This is a genomic window from Martelella sp. AMO21009, assembly GCF_053484295.1.
In genome coordinates this window covers 1-16,355 of the sequence record NZ_JBAKFR010000043.1, presented here as the reverse complement: position 1 = coordinate 16,355, position 16,355 = coordinate 1, and the positions used below count along the sequence as shown (strand labels likewise).

Annotated in this window: 15 protein-coding genes; 3 read left to right on the top strand and 12 right to left on the bottom strand. The window is 58.2% G+C overall.

The window, feature by feature from the left end:
* Positions 1-71: 71 nt before the first annotated feature.
* From V6766_RS23915 to V6766_RS23875, 9 genes are read right to left on the bottom strand one after another with little or no spacing between them, the layout of a single operon-like run.
* Complete coding sequence (locus V6766_RS23915; RefSeq protein WP_448470761.1) at positions 72-794, bottom strand: M48 family metallopeptidase; 723 nt, start codon at positions 792-794, stop codon at positions 72-74.
* 8 nt (positions 795-802) lie between these two features.
* The gene (locus V6766_RS23910; RefSeq protein WP_448470760.1) at positions 803-4,006 is read right to left on the bottom strand and encodes a type I restriction endonuclease subunit R; all 3,204 of its coding nucleotides are present in this window, start codon (positions 4,004-4,006) and stop codon (positions 803-805) included.
* A 2-nt stretch (positions 4,007-4,008) separates the two neighbouring features.
* On the bottom strand, positions 4,009-4,254 hold the full coding sequence (locus V6766_RS23905; protein ID WP_448470759.1) for a hypothetical protein: 246 nt from the start codon (positions 4,252-4,254) through the stop codon (positions 4,009-4,011).
* Positions 4,244-4,699, bottom strand: a complete 456-nt coding sequence (locus V6766_RS23900; RefSeq protein ID WP_448470758.1) for a hypothetical protein — start codon at positions 4,697-4,699, stop codon at positions 4,244-4,246. The genes V6766_RS23905 and V6766_RS23900 overlap by 11 nt, the downstream gene beginning before the upstream one ends.
* Positions 4,699-5,403 carry a DUF3800 domain-containing protein gene (locus V6766_RS23895; RefSeq protein ID WP_448470757.1) on the bottom strand — a complete coding sequence of 235 codons (705 nt, stop codon included), beginning with the start codon at positions 5,401-5,403 and terminating at the stop codon, positions 4,699-4,701. The genes V6766_RS23900 and V6766_RS23895 overlap by 1 nt, the downstream gene beginning before the upstream one ends.
* Positions 5,400-6,644: a restriction endonuclease subunit S gene (locus V6766_RS23890; RefSeq protein WP_448470756.1), complete on the bottom strand. Its 1,245-nt coding sequence runs from the start codon at positions 6,642-6,644 to the stop codon at positions 5,400-5,402. The genes V6766_RS23895 and V6766_RS23890 overlap by 4 nt, the downstream gene beginning before the upstream one ends.
* Entirely contained in the window at positions 6,641-7,603 is a 963-nt protein-coding gene (locus tag V6766_RS23885; RefSeq protein WP_448470755.1) for a DUF4357 domain-containing protein, read from the bottom strand. The genes V6766_RS23890 and V6766_RS23885 overlap by 4 nt, the downstream gene beginning before the upstream one ends.
* Entirely contained in the window at positions 7,596-9,164 is a 1,569-nt protein-coding gene (locus tag V6766_RS23880) for a type I restriction-modification system subunit M (RefSeq protein WP_448470754.1), read from the bottom strand. Before V6766_RS23880 ends, V6766_RS23885 begins: the two co-directional genes overlap by 8 nt.
* An 8-nt stretch (positions 9,165-9,172) precedes the next feature.
* On the bottom strand, positions 9,173-9,751 hold the full coding sequence (locus V6766_RS23875; protein WP_448470753.1) for a restriction endonuclease subunit S: 579 nt from the start codon (positions 9,749-9,751) through the stop codon (positions 9,173-9,175).
* 210 nt (positions 9,752-9,961) lie between these two features.
* Between V6766_RS23875 and V6766_RS23870 the strand changes: the two genes are divergently transcribed.
* A protein-coding gene (locus V6766_RS23870; protein ID WP_448470752.1) for an IS630 family transposase occupies positions 9,962-11,022 on the top strand; the annotation gives its coding sequence in 2 pieces (ribosomal slippage) (positions 9,962-10,465 and positions 10,468-11,022; 1,059 coding nt in all).
* Positions 11,023-11,462: 440 nt separating this feature from the next.
* Here the strand turns inward: V6766_RS23870 and V6766_RS23865 are convergent.
* Together V6766_RS23865 and V6766_RS23860 are read right to left on the bottom strand one after the other, a co-directional pair.
* Positions 11,463-12,695 (bottom strand): type II toxin-antitoxin system HipA family toxin, encoded by a 1,233-nt coding sequence (locus V6766_RS23865; RefSeq protein WP_448470751.1) that lies wholly within the window; start codon positions 12,693-12,695, stop codon positions 11,463-11,465.
* Positions 12,695-13,072: a helix-turn-helix domain-containing protein gene (locus tag V6766_RS23860; protein ID WP_448470750.1), complete on the bottom strand. Its 378-nt coding sequence runs from the start codon at positions 13,070-13,072 to the stop codon at positions 12,695-12,697. Before V6766_RS23860 ends, V6766_RS23865 begins: the two co-directional genes overlap by 1 nt.
* 289 nt (positions 13,073-13,361) lie before the next feature.
* On the opposite strand from V6766_RS23860, the gene V6766_RS23855 reads away from it, so the two are divergent.
* The gene (locus tag V6766_RS23855; protein WP_448470749.1) at positions 13,362-14,555 is read left to right on the top strand and encodes a DUF932 domain-containing protein; all 1,194 of its coding nucleotides are present in this window, start codon (positions 13,362-13,364) and stop codon (positions 14,553-14,555) included.
* Positions 14,556-14,631: 76 nt separating this feature from the next.
* Here the strand turns inward: V6766_RS23855 and V6766_RS23850 are convergent, their stop codons facing one another.
* Entirely contained in the window at positions 14,632-15,744 is a 1,113-nt protein-coding gene (locus tag V6766_RS23850) for a TIR domain-containing protein (protein WP_448470748.1), read from the bottom strand.
* A 187-nt stretch (positions 15,745-15,931) separates the two neighbouring features.
* On the opposite strand from V6766_RS23850, the gene V6766_RS23845 reads away from it, so the two are divergent.
* On the top strand, positions 15,932-16,355 hold a 424-nt coding region (locus V6766_RS23845), incomplete at its 3' end, for a ParB/Srx family N-terminal domain-containing protein (protein WP_448470747.1).

Sequence of the window (16,355 nt, the reverse complement as noted above, 5' to 3'; positions counted from 1 at the left end):
GTGCTCTCGGAGCGAGATGGGTATACATTGCCAATTTACTGGCAGAGTGAAGACAGTGCTCGCGCAGCCAGCTATCGAAGCGTTGCCTCCAGCACTTCTTTTCGCTCCTCCCAATCCGGCATCACCGTTTTGAGCAACTCGCGCCATCCATCACCATGATCGGGGTAGAACGCATGCGCCAGCTCATGACAGATCACGTAATCGATCAGCCGTGGGCTCGCTCTCACCAAGTCAATATTTAGTACGACACGTCCACTTGGCGTATAGCTGCCCCATCTCTTCGCCATCGGACGAATGACGAGTGAAGGTCGCCTCAATCCTCTACGAACAAACGGCTCCAAAACGATGTCGAACCGTTGCCGGAACACCTCACGGGCTCTCAGACGATAAAACGCCTGAAGGAGACGCCTGCAATGTGGTGGGTCGTCCGGGGTTCTGGCCGCTATCACCAGACGGCCGCCATCGATCCGCACATGAGGGTCGTCTGATTCCTCGACCGAAAGCCGATACTGCCGACCAAGCAGAAGATGGGTCTCACCCGAAATGTACCGACGTTCCGGCGTAACCTTGGGTCTTTGGGCAATGGTATCGATCTGAGCGAATATCCAAGCGCCTTTCCGGTGCGCCCTGGTTCGAATCTCTTCAATGCGCTCACCAACCGGGGCAAAGACAGTCACCTCGCCCGTCGGGCGAACATCGATGCGCAGTGCCCGCCTCACCGTGCGGGTCAACTCCGCAGTGACCCTGCGCTCTCCCCAACATATCTCGATTTGCTCAGCTGTCGGCAAGGCCATGGCCATCCTCATTGAGCCAGCCGCACGCGTGCCGAAGCCAGAACATCGTCGACGATACCATCAAGAACACTGGGGTCGATCAGAACGCTCCGTTCTCCCCGCAGCTCCTCGAAAAAGAAATCGTCGATATCGTTTCGAATGGCGTTCTCCACATCGCGGTCATATTGCCAGCCGACCTTGCGCCGACGCTGGATGATGTGACTGATCTGTAGAGCAATGTCGGCAGCCAAGTCTGGATCATTCATGCCGACTTTATCCAGGTTGCGCTTGGTCAATCCCCAGAACGTCTGGGCATGGCTGTCATCCCGAAGGCAGGCTGGTGTCGGATCGGCTTCGTCCTGCCGCGTAAGCACGTTGTCCCGCAACGCCTTGATCTTGGAGAGATAGGTCAGGTCGCTGATCCGCCCTTTGTGGAAGTCTGCGATTGTGTCGCGCACAAGTTTTGAGAACTTCTCGAAGAAGATTGGATCTTCATCCCACTTTTCTTCAATCGAACGGGTCAATTGGTGGGCGATCGTATCCGCCACAGATGCATCGCTTTCGGTTTTTTCCTCCCGTCGCTCTTCAATCGCGATGTCGTCGAATATATTCAACGGCTCGACCAACGTTACGACGTCGCGTGCAATGACGTGGCGATCCAGCAATTGACGAATGCGCTTCTCGTAGTCACGCCAATCAACGCGCTCGGCGTAACGAAGCGTGACTGCGGCACGAAGGGAGACGAACCGCCCGAGATCATCCTTCCAGCGCTTCAGCAGTTCCGGCTTCGTCGTCTCAATAAAGGCCGGAGAGGCAAGCGCCACCGTGAAAGCCCGCGAAAACGCCGATAGACGCTCATAGAAAGTGGCTCTGATCTCCTCATCCGCCAGAAGACGCGCATAGGCTTCCGCATCAAAAGTGTTCGAAACGGATTTGAACACGTCGAGCAAAGCGGCGTGTGCTCCCGGCACCTTGTTCGCCTCTTCCCGGATAGCCACGACACTCCTGGCGATGTCCTCCGGGCTGAAGCCTTGCAAGGCATCGTAGCTTGCAAGCGCATCTCCGAGGTCTTTAAGGACGCCGGTGTAGTCGATGATGAAGCCAAAGGGCTTATCCGGCGCGCCGTCTTCGTCGAATACCCGATTGACGCGGGCGATGGCCTGCAAAAGTCCATGCTCCCGCAGCCGGCGGGCCACATAGAGCACCGTGTTGCGCGGCGCGTCGAAGCCCGTCAGGAGCTTATCGACAACAATGATGATATCTGGGTCGCCGGGGCCTTTGAATTGCTCGACGATGGTTCTGTTATAGGCTTCCTCGCCCCCATGCCGCTCCATCATCTTGCGCCAGAAGGTGCGCACGAGATCGTCATCAGCTTCATCGACCTCGTCTTCGCTCTCGCGCATTTCCGGCGCGGAGATCACGACTTCCGTGGTGACAACGCCAAACTCGTCGAGGAGCTTCTTGAGCTGGATGGCGGCTCGCTTCGTGGGTGCCGCAAGCTGTCCCTTTAGTCCCGTCCCCTTGAAGTTGGCGGAGAAATGCTGACCGACGTCGAAGGCGATCGACTGAAGCCTGGAATCCACGCCTTCGATCTCACGGGCGCGGCTCATCTTGCGCTTCAGATCGGCGCGTTGGTCGTCGGAAAGACCGCGCGTGTGGACCTCGAACCAACGGTCGATCTGGGCGTCATCGACATCGGTGACGACTTCCCGCCCTTCATAGAGAAGCGGGACGACGGCCTTGTCATCGACGGCATCTCGCATCGAATAGGCAGGCTGAACCAGCTCGCCAAATTTTGCGAACGTGCTCTTCTCCTTCTTGGCGATCGGCGTGCCTGTGAAGGCGATGAAGCAGGCATTGGGCAGCACCTCGCGCATGCGGGCGTGCAAGCTGTCGAGATTGCCGTACTGGCTACGATGGCTCTCATCGACCAGTACAAAAATGTCGGATGACGTATCGACGATCCGCCGCTTGTTGAGCCCCGCGCGAAATTTGTGAATGAGCGTTGTGACCACCGGGGTCTTGTCTTCGATCAGAGACAGCAGGTTCTCGCCCGTGGCGGCACGCTTCGGCTCCTGGCCGGTGGCACGGAACGTCTTGGTGATCTGGTCGTCGAGATCGGTACGATCCGTGACGATGACGATGCGCGCCGTCGCGTGTGCCATCGCGATGGACTTCGCCAGCATCACCATCGTCAGGCTTTTGCCTGACCCTTGCGTGTGCCAGACCACGCCTCCCTGGCGCCGGCCCGCAGCGTCACGCTCTTCGATGCGCTTCATCAAGGTCTCGATGGTCGCCACCTGCTGATAGCGCGCAACCTTCTTGTGAGGACCGTCGAACAGCATATAGCGGCGCACCAGCCGCATGAAGCGCTCCGGCCGGCAGAGACCGACAATTGTCTCATCCAAAGGCGTGACGAACCGGTGCTCTTCCATCAGGCCGTCATGACGCTCCATATGGGGGGCGAAATCGAGGGCCACACGTTTACCCTGGACAGTATCGAGCGGCCGATTGACCACGTCCACCGCGAAGCCGGACGGGTCTTCGCGTTCCTTCCACACGCTCCAAAGCTTGCGCGGCGTTCCGACGGTGCCGTAGCGAGGATCGTAGCTGTTGGCCGACAGCAGCAACTGAGCGGAATAGAAAAGCGCCGGCACGCCTTCGCTCGCTTTCTGATTGCGAATTTGCTGGCTGACGCCCTGATCGGCTGAAACGTGTGATGCCTTGACCTCGATCATCCCTAAAGGAATGCCATTCACGAAAAGGACGAGATCTATCCGGATGGTCGGCCCGCCTGCTTCGCTGACGGTATACTCGCTCGTTACCTGGAAGGTGTTGGCTCGCCAGTCGGTCCAGTCGATGAACTTGAATGGCCATTCGCGTGACGTCGCGCCGATGGATTGCGGCAAAGCGATCCCAAGCAACAGATCGTCGGTCATCCGCTCGTTGGCGCGCACGACGCCCTCGGGGATGCGCTCGGCGAGCCGGCGAACCGCAGCATCGATATTCGCTTCTGAGAACGGATAGGCACGCCCGTCGACATGAATGCGGTTGATCCGCGCCAGATCATCCCGGAGCTGGGTTTCGAGGAAGGGCAGCGTACGTCGCCTGTCCCGCCATTGATCGGCCTCGGCTCGCGTCACATAGCGCCAGCCGCAATTGATCAGCGTGTGCAGCGCCTGAAGCTGGGCGCTACCCGCCTCTGACGTGGTGAACTCAGGCGATCTGGTCAATTTTATCGCCCTCCAGCCTCAAGATAGGGAATGTGATTTGTCCTTTTGTTTTCAACGCCATCAGGCGTAGAGCGCGGAAAACGTGCCGCGAAAATCGGACCGACCCATTCAACAAAATGTTGACTTTTGGCGATTAGAGTGCATATGAACACTACGAGTTCACTGCCCATCGGCTTTGAACCTATCGAGGCTTCGGGCGCTGAGCCAGCGTAGCAAATCAGCGCCCGCAAATCTTTTTCAAAGCGCATTCAGGCAATCCTCCTTGTTCCACAAAGGTGACTGCCGTATTTTGCCAATGCTGTTGTCTGCCTCGTAGCACGTCACGAAGTTGGCCTTCAGCGTGCCGTCGGCCTTCTTGCTCAGGCGGATAACAACGACGAAATCGCCGAAGACGACACTGACGCAGCGCGTCGCGTCATGACAGCCCTTCTTCTTGTCCCATCCTTGAAAACGAACAGCCGTTGGATCGGCGAGCGTGGCGGCGATCCAGTCCATCCGCTGTGCGCGGGCCTGCGAAAGCTCTTTGGCTTTCACGCCGTTGCGAAGCGGGCTTTCGAAGAAGGCATGATCGAAATCCTTCTTCTTGAAATAGACACGGATACCGTCATGGGTCGTGATGACGGCCCCACAACAGGTTGTTTCAAAATGCTGCCGATAATCGGCATCGGTGGCAAGAATGAGCAGCGGAGGCATTACCAACCCCCGCCGAGATTGATCTTGAAGATATTGAACTTCTTTTCACCGGCCCCGGTCGGAGACAGCACGCCGCGCAGATCAAGGCGCGCTTCCAGGAGCTTGACGAGGCTTTCCTTCGCAGATCCCGCCGTTAGCGTCTCATTCAGGCGGCTGCTGGCGGCGCCGAGCAAAACGTCGCAGAGCTGGAGAAGCGCTACTTCCGGCGATGGCAGGGACTGAACATCGGCAATGGTCGCTGATTTGTTGGCATAGTCGAGGCAGCGCTTCAGCACACGAAGCCGGGTGCGATCGCGGTTGCTCTTCAGGTCGCAGAAGATGCGGTATTCGTTGAAGTCGAGAATCCAGTGATGCAGGAGCTGGTAATAGAACTTGTAGAAGCCAAGCTCGCCATCGCCATCATGGAGCGCCAGATTCACCTGGGTTCGATCCACGGCGATGCAGCGGAAGCGCATGTCCATGCCGTAGCTCATGAACAGATCGACAAGCTCGTGATAGAAATCGGCTTTGGCCGGCGAGATCTTGGTCCACTTCGCCTCACCCCATACGCCGTGGCGTTCGCGCAGGCGCCCGATCTTCTCCTTGGCATCCTCGCGCAGCTCCGCCGGCAGCCAAAGGCTGCCGATCATCAGATAGCGGGCGCGGGGCTTGGCCGACGTGAAAAGATCGGATTGGGCTTCGTCGCAATAGACCTCGAACTTCATGAGCGCCCTCCGACATTCAGCGGGCGCGGGCTCAAGGCTTCAGCATCGAAGCGCTCGTCTAGGCGCCACTCACCCGTCAGCAGTTTTTGCATCAGGCCGCGTTTTTGATTCTCTAGCAGAGCCCGATAAGCTTCGGTTTTGCGAAGTTCGAATGCGACAGCGTTCAGGATGGTCGCGCGCTTTTCCTGCTCAGCTAGCGGCGGCACAGGGACTTCGCTTTCAAGAAAAAGCTCACGATTGAAATTCTTTCTTACAACGCTGGCTCGCTCAGTAGAGCATGAACTTAAAATCTCTCGAAAACCCGCGGTGCGAACAAGGTGCCTAAAGTACTCCGCGGAAGCAGTTGGCTTAAATCGAAAGACTTTGTAGTCTGGAGAAATGCATACATCGTGCTTCAAATGGCTTACTGCCACTGAGCCAAGCCAGAAATTCAAGCCACTAAGAGCAAATTCGTTCGGCTTGAGCAGCATATGCCGGGCGATATCCTCATTTGCAATTCGCTTGTTGAATTGCTCAAGTTGTGGCTTGAGGCCATCGCGCGTCACAGAATACACTTCGAGTGAACGATTATTACCAACCCTATCTCTAGACGGCTCAATATAGTCCGACAAAGGTCGCCAATCGTCGCGATCCTCCCACAGAATTTTGGTTGACGTGGATGTCAGATTCTTCTTTCGAAGAAGGATTAATCTATCTATATTTTCAATAGCTTTATCCCAGGTGTTCAAAATATTTACTATACGGCGCTGCTCATCAACAGATGGCAATGCAATTGTAAAATCAGATATTGCATCCATAGTCAGGCCGTACCTAACTACTCCATTCGCTGAGCGAACAAGCTGTTGCCTGACTCTCGGAAACCTCATGAGAAAAGCAAGGTAGCTGCCGAGCAATCGCGTGCTATCCGGCCTGGCTATCGCGAGATGATATCCGCACACCAAGTCGTTTGAGCTCTCTGCAACAAAAGCACATTGTGCAATATCACTGGAGGTTTCGGAGTCTTTTGTAAAAACGACGTCCCCTTCCAAAAGTCTATTTCGTTTTATTTCGTCTTTTGTTGCAGTCGCTTTCATGAAATCTATTTGCATTCGAATTTCGCGATTGCGAAATACATCAACATAATTGCAAAGACGAATAGATTCTTCATCAGGAGATGACTTCTTATCGACGCCACTAAACCATACCTGCGCCACATCGGTAAGCTTTGCGTTGGCCCACCGGGAAACGATCCTATCGCTCATGCTTCACCCCCTTCACCGATCCGGCGCTTGCGCCAGTCGCCATAGGTCTGGCCGGTGGTGGCGTGTTTCCAATAGCGGTTGCCGCTGACATTGCCGCCATAGACAGTGCCGGCCGCGCCGGAGGGCGAGTCGAAGGCGGTGTCGGCCGTAAAGCGCAGGAACATCCCGTCACCATCGGCCACCAAAACACCATCAGCAATAAGCTGCGCGCGCCGACGCTTCAGCCCCTCGCCACAGCTCGGAACCTCCTGGCGCTTGGCGCGAGACCCGGCGAGTACGACGAACTCGTCGCTGGCTTCGCGCGCTCTGGCGTCCGTTCCCGCCTCGGTAAACGTGAACAGCGCATCGGTGCCGGAGGTGGCAGGCGCGACTATACCAGCAATTTCATCAACTCGGCTCGGCGCTCCAGCTTCCTGTCCTGCTGGCCGCAGCACATCGAACCCAAGCACGGGCAGCAAGATCTCGATCTCGTCGAGCACCCGTTCCATGTCGGCGATTTCCGGCTCCGGTAGCCCCTTGAACGGCGGCTCGGTGCCGTTGACCAGTTTGGCGCGGCCCGCATTGCGGATGGCGGCGATGATCCGGCTTTCCAAATAGCGACCATGGGCCTTGGTCAGGTTCTCGTCCTTGGAGACAACCAATACCGTTCGCGTAAAGAACTCCTTCGTTTCGTCGCCGTCATGCGCGGCCAGGCGCGTCTTCACCTGGTCGCCCTCGCCGACATAGACAAGCTGCCGCCCCGGCAGATCGGGGTCCGGCCCGACGAGGAGATAGATGCCGGTGCGGGCAGCCTCTTCCCGCCGGATCAAATCAGGCAGAGCCGTGCGAGAAGCGACGGCGGCGCGCACCGAGGAGATGCCGAGTTCGGCCGTAATGACGCCGGACGGCGAGCCGTCGACCAAATAGAGCTTCAAGGTGCGCCCGCGCCGGGAGGCCGCGCGCGAAGGAGTGTCAGACATTGATGCCGAGCTCCTTCAGGTAGGCGTTCATCTTCTTGCGCGTCTCGGCCAGCTGGCCTTCGAGGTCACGGATTTCGTCCTGCACCGCCTGGAGATCGACTTCGGGCTCAGGTTCGAAGGTATCGACGTAACGCGGGATGTTGAGATTGAAGCCGTTGGCCTCGACTTCCTCGAACGTCGCCTTGTGCGAGTAACGCTCGATCTCCGCACGGCTGCGATAGGTCTCGACGATCGCTTTCACGTTGTCGTCGGTCAGCCGGTTCTGTTTCTTGCCCGGCTCGAAATCGCGGCTGGCGTCGATGAAGAGAATGTCACGCTCGTGCGAGCGCAGCCCATCCGTCTCGCGGGATTTGTCGAACACCATGATGCAGACGGGAATGCCGGTGGTCGGGAAGAGCTGCGCCGGCAGTCCGATCACGGCATCAAGGAGATTGTCCCGGATCAGCTTCTCGCGGATCTTGCCCTCGGCCCCGGAGCGGAAGAGAACACCGTGCGGCGCAACCACGACAACACGCCCGACAGACGGCCTTGCGATCGCCAGCATGTGCAGGATGAAGGCGTAATCGCCGCGACTCTTCGGCGGCATGTGCGGGGTGAAGCGCTTATAGGGGTCGGCAAGCGCGTTCCCTTCCGAATCCGTGTTGCCCCACCACTTGTCGAGACTGAATGGCGGATTGGCGACCACCACGTCGAACCGCATCAGGTGATCGCTTTCAATCAGCGTCGGCGAGTTGAGCGTGTCACACCAGTCGATACGTGCGCTGTCCTGGGCATGCAGAAGCATGTTCAGCCGGGCGAGCGAGCGTGTGCTGCCATTCGATTCTTGGCCGAAAAGCTGGAAATTACCGTCGGGCACTTCCTCGCCGGCGCGTAGCAACAACGATGCCGAGCCACAGGCCGGATCGCAAACTCGCTCACCGGACTTCGGATTGGCGAGCTTGGCGACAACCTCCGACACCTTGCGCGGCGTGAAGAACTCGCCCGCTTTCTTGCCGGCGTCCGACGCGAAACGCTCGATCAGGAAGATGTAGGCATCGCCGAGGATATCTTCGGACGTCTCGGACAGGTCGAGACCCGGTTTGGCGAAATCCTCCAGCAACATCTTCAGCCGCCGATTGCGGTCCTTGGTCTGTCCCAGGTTCGTTTCGGAGTTGAAGTCGATCGCGCGGAAGAGGCCGCCGAGTTTGCCTTCGTTGGCCTTTTCGATGGCATCCAGGACGATGTTGATCAACTCGCCAATGTTATCGCGCCCACGACGTTCATGGAGGCTGTAGAAATCGCCGAGAAAGCTCTCCTCCACCGCGTTGGTCTTGCTGTTCTTCAGCTCTACGGTTGGCAGCTTGAAGCGCTCACGATCCAGGCGGCGCTGGATGCGGAGTTCATCGCCGCCGAATTCGCGGCGGAACTCTTCAACGTGCTTGCGGCGCACATCGCTGATGTACTTGAGGAAGAGCGCGGTGAGCACATAGTCCTTGTACTGCGTGGCATCGACAGCACCGCGGAAGGTGTCGCAGGCGCGCCAAACGGCCGAAAGAATGTCTTCTTGCTGAAGGGTGGGCATGACGTCTCCTATGAATTTTTGATCGCGGTGGCCGCGCGGAAGGCGCGCGCAAGGGCCTCACGACCAAGAAGGGAATTGAGGTTGGCGAGGCGTTGCAGAAGAGCGGCTTCGTCGTGAAACGACCGCGCCAGTTCGGCAATCAATCTCTGCTTGGGCATCGGAGGAAGAGGAACGACAAGCTTGTCGAGAGCTTCCTTGGGGAGTCGAGCAAGCCCGGTGCCTTGCTTATTGCTGGAGAGCAGCGCCTGGGTTTCGGGAAGATCGAGAAAGGCCGCTAGAAAACCTGAATCGACCTTCGTCGGATCTGGGCGAACCAAATAGAGATCCAGCGATATGAATGCGCCGAGCCACGACTGCCCGGCCTGACAAACGTCGGTCGCCGTCCCTCGTGCAGCGACGATCAGATCACCTTCCTCAATTGGCAATGCCCTGGCCACAGCCGGCGGTTCGCCAGTCGCAAGCTTAGGGGCGCGTCCAGTTTTCAAGTCAGACAGGTCGGAAAGCCGCAAAAACCGCGCAGTCCCGTCCCCGCCCTCCTGGGTGGCCAAGCCGGAATATATATTCGAAATATCTCTGAGTTCGAGCATACCTCTAACTAGATAAATCTGCAGCAAGAGTCAATCTAGTTAGAGGCGCTCTCGAATTCTTTTTTCTAGAGAGCGCTCTCAAGCGAGCCGTTTGAGAGCGCCCATCCACCATCGAGATTATCGGCATAATACGCTTCCTCGCTGAATTCGACTCTTGGGCTTCCCAAAATGCGATGAATCAGAATCTCTGGTGCAAACTGGAGATTTCCCATGGCAGCAGCGATTTCATTGCGGATGGATTTTGACGCAGAAGGTCTTCGGCGTCTGGCGCGCCAGAGCAAGCATTCGGCCCAGGCTCGTCGACTATTGGCGCTTGCCCTGATCTACGATGGGGGCTCGCGATCGGATGCTGCACGCCTGGGCAACGTCACGCTTCAGATCGTCCGCGACTGGGTCCTGCGTTTCGACGAGCGTGGTCCTGAAGGACTGATCGATGGCAAGGCTCCTGGCCCAAAATCACTGCTGAACGATGCTCAGCGAGCGGCCTTGGCGCTGGTGATCGAGCGTGGGCCGACACCCTATCTCGATGGTGTCGTGCGCTGGCGTCTGTGCGATCTGGCCCAGTGGCTGTGGGAGGAGTTTCGTGTCTCGGTGAGCGAACAGACGCTCAGCCGGGAAGTGCGCGCCATGGGTTACCGCAAGCTGGCTGCCCGCCCGAAGCATTATGCGCAGGACCCTCAAGCCATTGAGGACTTTAAAAAAACTTTCCCGCCGCAGTGGCAGAAATCGCAGACGGGGCCGCTCAAGGAAAACGCATAGAAATTTGGTATCAGGACGAGGCCCGGATCGGTCAGAAGAACAAGATTGCACGCCGATGGGCAAGGCGAGGCTCAAGGCCATCCGCCCCGCATGACCAGCGAACCCGCTCTGCCTATATCTTCGGTGCCATCTGCCCCAAACTCGGCAAGGCAGCCGCTCTCGTGATGCCCTGGTGTGATACCCATGCCATGACCCAGCATCTGGCAGAAATCTCCCGGCGTGTGGCCGATGACGCGCATGCCGTCCTCATCATGGGTCAAGCGGGTTGGCACATGTCCAACAATCTCGTCGTTCCCGGCAACATCTCGATCCTGCCCCTGCCGCCGAAGTCGCCTGAGCTCAACCCGGTTGAGAACCTTTGGCACTTCATGCGCGAGAACTGGCTGTCGAACCGTATCTTCAAATCATACGACGACATTGTCGCTCACTGCTGCGATGCCTGGCGAAAGCTCGAAAGCCAGCCATGGCGCATCATGTCCATCGGACGCAGGGAATGGGCAAATGGGTTCTGATCAATGAGGACGCGTATAAGAGGCTAGGTCGCTATTATAGTGAAGCCGTTGCACCGACGCGGAAGCTGTCACACCTGCGCCGGCCGAGCCTGGACTGACCAATTTTTGGCTGTGACATCACCGGAAAACTTTCCGGTGCAAATACCCGCCGTCCTCGAATGCAGGCGCTGGTGTGGGAGCACCACTTTGAAAAGCGACAAGCGTGCGGATCGACGACATGCTTTCGACGGAGATCGCCAGAAAGAAAGCCGACCGTCGCCCTATAGACCATTGCGATATCAACGCACACGTTTTGAAACTTTGAGTACGGTGCCCCGCTTTATGGTCTCAGGTGCGCCACATAAAATAATTGAAGCGGCGCAGCCTGGTTCAAAAGGCGATTGGCCATTTCCGAAAAGTCATATCTGATGAATAATCAATGATTGTTTGTCAGATATGACTTATATGCCGCGTGCTGTTTCCATCTGGTCGTCGACGAAAGCAGCCTCATATTCCCGTGCCAGCGCGCCAGAAACGTCAACCCGTCTGAAGGCTTCCCGCCATCCGTCCGAAATGCGCTGCGCGATGGTTCGGATGATCTCCCGTGCCTCGGTCTCGGGAATCTCAAAAAATTCGCAGGCTTCCATTGCGAGGATGATCTCCCGATCGTGGGCGCCACCCTCAAGGATCGCCGTCTCGAGATGCGGGTTGCGATCCGGGGCCGGGTTCACGTCGAATACTGGCGACAAGCGCCACTGACCCGCCCCCACATAGAGGAAGCCGTGGTTCTTCAGGTGGTCATCCTTGTTGGACACGAGGATCGTGAAGATCAGGCGCCGGTAGAGTTCACGGAAATCGTCGGAAGGATCGGGTGAATAAGCCCGCATGAAATCGACGATCTCGGTATAGGAACCCAGCTCCGCCCCTGTCTTGCCGAGCGCAGTGCGCGCGGAGATGTAGGGAATCCGTGCAGCCCCACGCCGGTCGAACCGCTGGATCAGCGCAACTGGAAACGGCGTGTCCGCCAGTTCCAGCCGTGCCTCGGGGGTGCGGATACCGCAGGCTGCCGCCAGGCGGAGGGTTGCGACCTCGACGCGCTCGATCGGCTGCTGATCGTGGACGGAGGTGAACTTCGCCAGCCACAGCGCGTCGCCGTCCCTGACATTGGCTTTTGGGCGAGCGCCGCCGGAGCCGCCCGCCCCGGCCAGCGCCTGCATCTCCTCGGGCGAGATTTCCTTGCCTTGCTCATAGGCGCGCGCGATCGCCGTGATGGTTTCAAGATCGACCAGACGGGGAACGGCGTCAGCCGCCTTGCCGCGAATGACTTCGCCCTTGTCATCCAGAAAGCGCAACGCGCCTTGACGGCAGGCATCGTCGGAAAGCGTCAGATACTCGAATTCGTTGAGACCATTGCCATAGGCGCGTTCGAGCAGCCTGCGCCCCCAACTGTCCGGCGCCGCATCGGCGAAAACGCCCGCCAAGGCGTCGCGCATGTTGCCGGGCTGCCCCGAAGTGTGGAATGGGCCGGCCTCCAGAAGAAAGTCAGGCTGTATGGCGAAGGCGCGCGGGTTTTCCATCCATTCGGGACTATAAGTGAAGGTCGAGAATTGCCGTGGCCCGGCATGGGTGAAACGCAACTGGCCCACCGATGCCCGGGCTTCGCCAAGCGCAACATGGGCGACGAAATCGGCCATCAGAAGGAGGCCCCGTCAGGGTCCACAACGTCCTGCCGATTCTGCGTCTCCTCCGTCTGAGCCTTCTGCTTTTTCAGCCTTGCCGCGAAGGAGCGGCCCCTGCGCGGTCCGTGCTCCGCTGCCAGCGCCAGCCCCAGATCGTCCTTGCGGATATCGACCAGGTCAGCGAGCCGCTCCAGAAGGCCGAGTACAACGAGAACGTCGGCAAGCGTTCCGATCGCAACGCCCGGATCGCCCCGTTCAAGGCGGGCGATGGAACTTGGCGAGGTTCCCGCACGCACGGCGAGATCCGCCACGGCGATGCCACGCCGCAGACGCGCGTTGCGTATATCCTGGCCCAGCCGTTCCAGCGCTGGTTTCGCCTTGGGAGACCCCATATCAATCGTCCATATTTGATGGAATGCTGCAAACAAACGGTCATATATGACAAATTAAGCTATTTATCAAGATTTCTAGCCAGTGCCCCGGCAGCGCGAGTGTTTCGGTTCGATATTTGTGACCAGAAGGTGGGGAAGGCCTTCCCCTGCGTCCGAGCCTTGGGTCTCGGCCGACCCCTTCGAGCGGGGCGATCCCCGCAACGCCCCAGAGTGAGAGAGCGGACCGGTTTCCGTGACGGGTGAATAGCTGGGAGAGAGGCTCCCCGCGCCCGTCGTGGAGATTGGTACCATGAACGTGCAAGCACTCGATGCGCGCCGTGACACGAGCGGCGGTTACAAGGTGGATGTCAGCCGTGGCGAGCGGATCGGCCGCGTCTCGTCCGAATGGTTCTCGCGCCCGGCCGACGAGCGCTACCTGTCGCTGTCCGAGTTGGCGCGATCGGTCCGCGACCGCGCTGATCGCAGCCGGACACGCGTGATGGAAAGCGCACTGATCCATGTCGAGGCCAATCGCAACGATCCGGAACGGCTGGCGCTCATGTTCCCCGCCGCCGACGCACCCGTCTCGCCGACGCACTGGTCTTTCGGTCAGCTCGCCAGCCTGGTCGGCGCGCCCGCCGCCTATTTGCGGCAGCTCCCCGCCGCGCTTGCCGGCATCAATCTGCAATATGGCCTGAGCTCCAACCGGGCCGAGCAGATCAAAACGTTCGAAACCGACGATGGGCGCGTCGAGCTGCGCGCTGTCACCGGCCCGGACTATGGCCGCATCTTCGATCACGAACTGGTCGAGGCGGTACAGCACATCGCTGGCAACGGCACAGGCGACACACGTTGGAAGGTGCCCGGTGTGCTGGACTGGTCAACCGGCGTCTACAATCCGCGCGTCGACATCACCAAAGATACTACGACGCTCTACGCTTCGGATCGCGACGTCTTTCTCTTTCTCGTCGACGATCTGAATCCGATCGAAGCCGGCCGCCTGCCGGACGGATCGCCCGATCTGTTCTTCCGCGGCTTCTACTGCTGGAACTCGGAAGTCGGCGCCAAGACCCTTGGCATGGCAAGCTTCTATCTGCGTGCCGTTTGCCAAAATCGCAATTTGTGGGGCGTTGAGGATTTCGAAGAAATCACCATCCGCCACAGCAAATATGCCGCCAACCGCTTCTCCCATGAGGCGGCGCCGGCGCTCCTGAACTTCTCGAACTCGTCGCCCATGCCCTTCGTCAACGGCATCAGGGCCGCCCGAGAACGGATTGTCGCCAAGACCGACGAGGACCGCACCGATTTCCTGCGCCGTCGCGGTTTCTCCAAGGTCGAGACCGGCAAGATCATCGACACGGTGATGGCCGAGGAAGGTCGCCCACCCGAAAGCATCTTCGATTTCGTGCAGGGCATTACCGCCGTCGCGCGTGACAAGCCGCATCAGGATGCCCGCCTCGATATGGAGGGCAAAGCGAAGAAGCTGCTCGATCGGGCCGCCTGAATTACTCAAAGCCGGAAATGCAGATGTCCGTGTTTCCGGCTTGCTATCTGGTTGATCCAATATGTCAAAAACAGGCCTACGCGGTGGAGACACCCTCTCGCTCCAGAACCGCTCGCACCTCTTCAAAAGCTGCGGCTATATTGTTGCGAGGAAATCTGATCTGACCAAGCCCCTGAATGTTCGAGAACTCCGCACATCCCTCCTCCAACAGGACTATGGCTTTGGTGAAGCCGAGACGACCCTGAAAAAGCCCTACCTCATGAATGACATTCATCCGGGCACGCTCGGACCCGTCTTTCATTTCATCTTCAGCGGTAAGTACGACCAAGGCACACGCCGCGCCGTCCAGCATCTCTGACAGGCGCGCGATATTTGTGACGCCAGCCACGGGAACGCGGTTGAATTCCTCATACGGCAGCCCCAGTCGACCCACCACGAAATCTTTCAACTCTCGCCACAAAGGAGATCGGCCGTGGCCAATGAATACATTGGTTCCTATCCGCTCTTCTCTACGATTTTTCTTACTGCGGCGACCCAAATGAGAACCCGCCTTTCTAGCAATTTTACTTAGCTCGCCACATTCATCGGCAGGAATTTGTAGGGCCGCAATTTTTGCAATGACTTCTTGGTGAGGTGCGAGGTGCAGGCCGCCGCTAATCGCATTACTGTCGCGCGACCAAACTTGACCGCTTGGTAGCATGGCGCGACCTAAAACATCTGCGGTTGGCAGAGATATTTTCTCCGCCTCATCTTTTAGCCTTCGGAGAAACTCGTCACTTTCTTCATCCAAAGCGACCGTCAATTCTGAAATAATTTCATCACGGATATCTTCAATTTTTTCACGTATTGCCGCGCTATCACGGATGGCTAGTGTAATATCCGGATTACCTGCTCGCCGCTCGATCTCCTCCTTCACGGCCCCACTTGGGTATTCCTGCCAATCGCCAACAGATCCCATGCTGGTAAAACTCATGTCCATTAGCCCCCATTCCGGACTAAACTGCGCTCCTGGTGGCCGAGACGACAAATTAGAATAATAGACATAGGCATGATAACCCATGTTGGAACCACTCCAGGATTCTCGAAGACGCACCGCCTCATCCATTATTTTTTTGAGTTGAGGGTGGTGCACCTGCTTAAATGCCTCAGATAATTTTTGTAAGTCTTCAGCATATCCTAATAAGCTCAATGGATTTCTCCCAGGCAACAAATGGCATTGATTCGATTTTCTTGATTATTGTAGGGCTTCTGTCCCTTTCTGTATCCACATCTTCGGTAGGCGCTGCCCTCCAAGAGTGAGAGGGCGGCGCTTCGCTTCGTGACGGGTTGGAGGTCGAGAGAGAGGCTCCCGGCCGCCCGTCGCGGAGTAAATCCCGATGGCTACTGCCATTCAGAAGATCACCCTGTCGTCCTCGCGCGACATCCCCTTCAACAAGCTGGTGCTCAGCCAGTCCAACGTCCGCCGCGTCAAGGCCGGTATCTCGATCGAGGACCTGGCGGCTTCGATCGCCCGTCGCGGCCTGATCCAGAGCATCAGCGTCTTCCCGGTCATCGATGCCAAGGGCAACGAGACCGGCATGTTCGAGGTGCCGGCCGGCGGCCGCCGCTTCCGCGCGCTCGAGATGCTGGTGAAGCAGAAGCGCCTCGCCAAGACTACACCGGTGCCCTGTGTCGTGCGCGAGCGTGATGGCGCGATCCTCGCCGAAGAGATCTCGCTCGCCGAGAATATCGAGCGCGCGCCGCTCTTAGGTTCTGTGTCGCAACTGTCCTGTTGGGTTCGTACGGCCGTCATGGTTATGG

Coding starts and splice junctions, on each gene's coding strand:
- V6766_RS23915 (WP_448470761.1), bottom strand. CDS start 794: ATGGCCTTGCCGACAGCTGAGCAAATCGAGATATGTTGGGGAGAGCGC.
- V6766_RS23905 (WP_448470759.1), bottom strand. CDS start 4,254: ATGCGCTTTGAAAAAGATTTGCGGGCGCTGATTTGCTACGCTGGCTCA.
- V6766_RS23900 (WP_448470758.1), bottom strand. CDS start 4,699: ATGCCTCCGCTGCTCATTCTTGCCACCGATGCCGATTATCGGCAGCAT.
- V6766_RS23895 (WP_448470757.1), bottom strand. CDS start 5,403: ATGAAGTTCGAGGTCTATTGCGACGAAGCCCAATCCGATCTTTTCACG.
- V6766_RS23890 (WP_448470756.1), bottom strand. CDS start 6,644: ATGAGCGATAGGATCGTTTCCCGGTGGGCCAACGCAAAGCTTACCGAT.
- V6766_RS23885 (WP_448470755.1), bottom strand. CDS start 7,603: ATGTCTGACACTCCTTCGCGCGCGGCCTCCCGGCGCGGGCGCACCTTG.
- V6766_RS23880 (WP_448470754.1), bottom strand. CDS start 9,164: ATGCCCACCCTTCAGCAAGAAGACATTCTTTCGGCCGTTTGGCGCGCC.
- V6766_RS23875 (WP_448470753.1), bottom strand. CDS start 9,751: ATGCTCGAACTCAGAGATATTTCGAATATATATTCCGGCTTGGCCACC.
- V6766_RS23865 (WP_448470751.1), bottom strand. CDS start 12,695: ATGGCCGATTTCGTCGCCCATGTTGCGCTTGGCGAAGCCCGGGCATCG.
- V6766_RS23860 (WP_448470750.1), bottom strand. CDS start 13,072: ATGGGGTCTCCCAAGGCGAAACCAGCGCTGGAACGGCTGGGCCAGGAT.
- V6766_RS23855 (WP_448470749.1), top strand. CDS start 13,362: ATGAACGTGCAAGCACTCGATGCGCGCCGTGACACGAGCGGCGGTTAC.